We start from the raw sequence: 4,732 nt of genomic DNA on the forward strand, positions 1-4,732 counted from the left end.
GTGTAGGATAATCCTAATGAAGATAGAGTCCGAATAGGAACCAAAACTCTTCCTTTGTGTGTAGGATAATCCTAATGAAGATAGAGTCCGAATAGGAACCAAAACTCTTCCTTTGTCCACATAAGGATTACTATCCGTTTTGATAAATGATCCATTAATGTTTACAACAATATCACGGGGTGATAGTTTCGTTGCTCCTAATGCCGTACTTTGAAACGCGAGTAAAAGCAAGAGAAACAAAGGGAGTGCTTTGTTTACAAGTTTCATTTTATCTTCTCCTTCCAATTATGGTATTTGTGCAGCTGTTGCATTGGTAAACGGCACGATGGATTCTATTCCACCTACACAATCGTCTGTAGCCACTGGATTCCTCCTTGGTGTCGTGAAAGAATGAAATGTTCCTGACGGGCATCTTGTGGGAGGCATATCGAATTTACAATAAGCAATCAGGGTGCTGGCGCTATGACTTGTAGGGTGCGTTCGGTAATTGCATCAAGTACGTCTCTCGATCTGCGATTGAATCAAACCAGTGGTTAATTACTTTCAAGGTCCTGCTCCTAATTATGCAACTCATCCACGCGGCTGCTGACGATGCAATAATAATCTTCCTAGTTCCTTCAATACTTGAATACTAGATGGACAAATAACTTGCTGTTATTTATAACTAGAAAATTCATAATAAATAATTCTCCTCACTTCCCAATTATTAGTTCTTATTAAGCTATGTTATTATGCTAATAATTAATTGGCAAACTTAAAAACACAACGTTCACTTTATGGATAGAAACATTTACTCGCGCTACGATGCCTGATTATGGGATTTTCAGAAAATGAGATCTTTGTATATCTCTATATATCTCATTTTTTTGAAGTTAGAGTCTATCAAATAGATAGTCCTCAGAAGAATTGACCTCAATTGCCCCTGGACACCAAAATTACGAAAGTGATGCAATTGTACGGTATCGGTGGTGCGTACAAAATCACTTTAAAAATTAATACTTATTATGGACCACACATTTCTTACGGAATTGATGAAGTGAAAGTAGAAGTGGGCGGTGGAAACCCAAAATTGCTGAGTTTCAGGCATATCAAGGACCTATAAAGGTTTCGTTAATCTGCCCGTTAGTTTAATAAAACGAGCAGGCTACCGCAGTGCCTGCTCGTCGTTTTGTGCTATTGAACTAACGTTTCCCGTAAGTTGAACGAACAATTTCATTTATCTTTTCATTGAAAACTTTATTATAGAATTCATATTTCTCTGGAATTCGATTTCTTAAGCAATCCCAAAACCATTTTTCATCAAATTGATCTGGTCTGTTAACAATCAAATCAGGTAAGTTATGAAAAACATCGGCAATATTGTTTATTCAATCACATTATACTTAGCCTGGACCCAAGATGCAGGAATCCACCATTTAATACGATGAGTATAAGATGCGCTCCGAATATCTAGAAGAACACAATACAATAAATATACGTAGGCTCTTTCTTTGAAAGTCTCCGTCTTCAATCACTCCCCAACCGCGCGGCGACAGCTCCCTAGTTGTTGTGCTATCGTTCCTCGTTAGCTTAATCACTTATCTCAAGGAATTACATTCTTGGTGTTGTCTATTTCTCTTTTTCACTTGACATTATTTCTATAATTTTCTGAAGAGAAATATGGATTGCTCGAAGATAACTTATTAAGCAGATGAATCCTACAGCTAAAATTATAATGAAAAGTTCCATTTGTCTCTCCTTCTTACTTTATGAGAGGATTTACTATATATTATACATATTTATAGTTATGTATAACTACCCATTACTTCAATGAAAAGGGCAACCGATCATATGACCCGTTGCCGACATATCATGTTTGAACTATCGTGTCCCGTTATTTCAATTCTTTTTTGTAACGAAACCCTTAAGTTTTAAGTAATTGTTCGTTGGGAAATCATAGTTAACCCACTTTTCTTTGTAGCCTTCCTTACCATGTATACTCAACAATAAATCAAGCGCTTGTACTACTGCTTCTGAAAATTCCAATATCGAACAAGACTCATTTAGTTCAATAACCAGTTGTTTTTTGTTTCGCAAATTCTCAAATGACATAGTCTGAACGTGCAATAAATCATCAATCTTTCTGAATTTCCAAACGGTTCCACCAGGTTCTTCATTCCATTCAAATTGTGAATTTGAAACAGGGAATGGACTGAGCTCTGGATTAAGTAAAATCAGAGCCTTTAACATCTCATCAAGAGCATCCGTGATATAACTTGTTGCAAAATAAAAGGTATTTGAGTTCATTTCAATGAATCCACTAGCCCAACCTCTTCCGATAAGTTCATATTTGAACCTCAAAACTCCACCTCGCCTTTAACAAGAAATTCCCCTTCAGTATTTCGGGGTTTCCTCCATGCAATCCTGCCCGTTAGCATTCCTGTAGAGCGTTAAATTTCCGCTTTGCACAAAAACGAGCGCCTCGGTACGATGGAAGTACGCAACGGGTCATAGCCCTAAAAATTCCATCATCCAGGAGGACGCTCTACTATGAAGTTTAAATCGCAAGCAAGACAAAATCAACTCATTGAAAAAATTACTGCTCAGCATTTAGTTATCGGGATCGACATCGCCCAGCAGATGCATGTTGCGCGCGCTGTAAATTTCCGTGGCATCATCATCGGAGACTACCTATCCTTTTCTAATGACGAGGAAGGATTTCACCATCTTTTRCTATGGATTCAAAAGCTGCAAACCACCCATCGTTTGAGTGCAGCCATCGTCGGGATGGAGCCAACCGGACACTACTGGCTTAACCTATCTCGGTGGCTCACAGAACGCCATTTTGAAGTCGTTTTAGTGAATCCGCATCTCGTGAAAAAAAACAAAGAAAATCGCGACAATACGCCTTCAAAGAGTGACCGGAAAGATGCACTCGTTATCGCCGACATGATCAAGAACGGTTACTACTCGGTAACACGTACGACTCCCGAAGCCTTCGAGGATCTACGTGTGCTTCTCTCTAACCGCGACTTCGTCGTCAAACGACTTGTTAGTGCCAAAAACCAGATACACCGCTGGGTTGACGTTGTTTTCCCTGAACTACGTCACGTATTYAAGGACATCACCTGTATCGGTTCCCTGGCAACGCTTCGCCTCTTTCCTACTCCAGCGGAGATCAGTAAGCTACAGACCCAGAACCTAATTCAGGGATGGAAAACCATCATGAAACGGCACTGCGGTGCTAGAAAAGCAAAAGCACTCATCGAGATTGCCAACCATTCAGTAGGATCTCAGTCAGCTTCTCATTACTACAAGCTCCACTTGAAACAATTRCTCGCCGAGTATGACCTTGCTTGCGMACAACTGGAGGTTGTGGAGAAGGAGATTTCAACCGTATTAGAACGCATTCCCTTTGCAAAATCCATCCTCGCRATTAAGGGGATTAATGTCATTTCATTAGCTGGTATATTGGGTGAGGCTRGRGACTTAAGCGGATTTGTTCACGGAAATGCCTTGCTGCGCCATGCCGGACTCAACCTCGCAGAAGCRAGTTCTGGCAAATGGACCGGGCAAATGAAGATTAGTAAACGCGGACGATCCCGCCTACGGCGCTTCCTCTTTATGGCCACTATGAGTTTGGTCATGAACAATTCAGAGTTTCAAGCGATGCATGCATACAATGTGCAGGTTAAGAAGATGAAGAAAATGAGGTCCATTATGAAACTATGCGGTAAATTGGCYAGAATACTAGTCGGAATGGCTCGTAGCGGTAAAGCCTACATGCCACATAAAACGTTACCACTCTTACAAGCAGCTTAACCATACAACCCGTTTCGTTGTACRAGTWTTGGCTTATTCGCAGGATTTCAAAGAAAGCACGGAGTACCGGATGCATTAAACCAAAGGGCACCGACCCGTACCGTTAGCAAGACCGGCCTCCACCCCTTGGATAGGCGTAACGAAGGAATGAGAGGGCATAGACCCGTTAAGACATGGGAGTGAAAACCTCCAAGGGTGGCGTGGAGAATGCGTGCAGTAAATGGAAGTATATAGGACGGTTATATCCCTCCTCTATTCCCGTGCGCCTTCATGTTACCGAAGTCTAACAGGGTATTCCCTTCATGTCTTCCCCCCCTTACTATCCGGGCGAAATCCTGCGAATAAGCGAGCATTCGTGAGAAAATTATAACGTACCAAGGGAGCTTAACGAGGTCGCCGCTCTAAGCCAGCAGCCTCGTCACTATAATCACCGATTATATATCTGATTTCTCCGTTTCATACCAGGTTAAGTCAAAGAGAATTGGAGGCCAGAACATCGGTTCCATCCAGCGATATTTAAGAGCATCTAGCAAATCACCTAGAACAATAACACCGTTTTTATTTCTCTGTATTTTCCACTTGCTACTAATAACTGATTTACCTTGCTCAACCAATTCATAGGCTTCGGACCAAGTATAAGTCTTTCCTTCGATGTTTTCTATTCTCTGAATTTCCTCCTCATATCTCAATTTTCTTTCTCTCTCTTCATCACCCGTGTTCATTGAATCCCATATTTCAACGAATTCGTAGCCCTTAAAAGGCGATTTTTCAATAATATCTTTTAAAGCGTCAGTGACATATACAGCTATCATTCTATGTTGAGGGATTTTAAAAATATATTGACCCTCCAACTTACTTTTATCGAATTCAATTTTTATAATTGAACCATCTTCAATTATAGAATTATCATAATCGATACAATCGATCACAT

The 4,732-nt window shown here is 40.5% G+C and carries 3 protein-coding genes and 2 pseudogenes; 2 read left to right on the top strand and 3 right to left on the bottom strand.

Going from position 1 to position 4,732, the window contains the following annotated elements; all coding sequences use genetic code 11:
* Positions 1-267: pseudogene (locus AC1DSE_RS30390) on the bottom strand (hypothetical protein); the annotation flags it as partial.
* Between the two features lie 649 nt (positions 268-916).
* Between AC1DSE_RS30390 and AC1DSE_RS30395 the strand changes: the two are divergent.
* Positions 917-1,102 (top strand): DUF3888 domain-containing protein, encoded by a 186-nt coding sequence (locus AC1DSE_RS30395; protein ID WP_477512990.1) that lies wholly within the window; start codon positions 917-919, stop codon positions 1,100-1,102.
* A gap of 776 nt (positions 1,103-1,878) precedes the next feature.
* Here the strand turns inward: AC1DSE_RS30395 and AC1DSE_RS30400 are convergent.
* Positions 1,879-2,340 (bottom strand): hypothetical protein, encoded by a 462-nt coding sequence (locus AC1DSE_RS30400; protein ID WP_477512989.1) that lies wholly within the window; start codon positions 2,338-2,340, stop codon positions 1,879-1,881.
* Between the two features lie 189 nt (positions 2,341-2,529).
* Here AC1DSE_RS30400 and AC1DSE_RS30405 point away from each other — a divergent pair, with 189 nt between their 5' ends.
* The gene (locus AC1DSE_RS30405; RefSeq protein ID WP_477528714.1) at positions 2,530-3,801 is read left to right on the top strand and encodes an IS110 family RNA-guided transposase; all 1,272 of its coding nucleotides are present in this window, start codon (positions 2,530-2,532) and stop codon (positions 3,799-3,801) included.
* Positions 3,802-4,235: 434 nt separating this feature from the next.
* On the opposite strand, the pseudogene AC1DSE_RS30410 reads toward AC1DSE_RS30405, so the two are convergent.
* Positions 4,236-4,732: pseudogene (locus tag AC1DSE_RS30410) on the bottom strand (hypothetical protein); the annotation flags it as partial.

This window comes from Paenibacillus sp. 01L418, assembly GCF_056400045.1.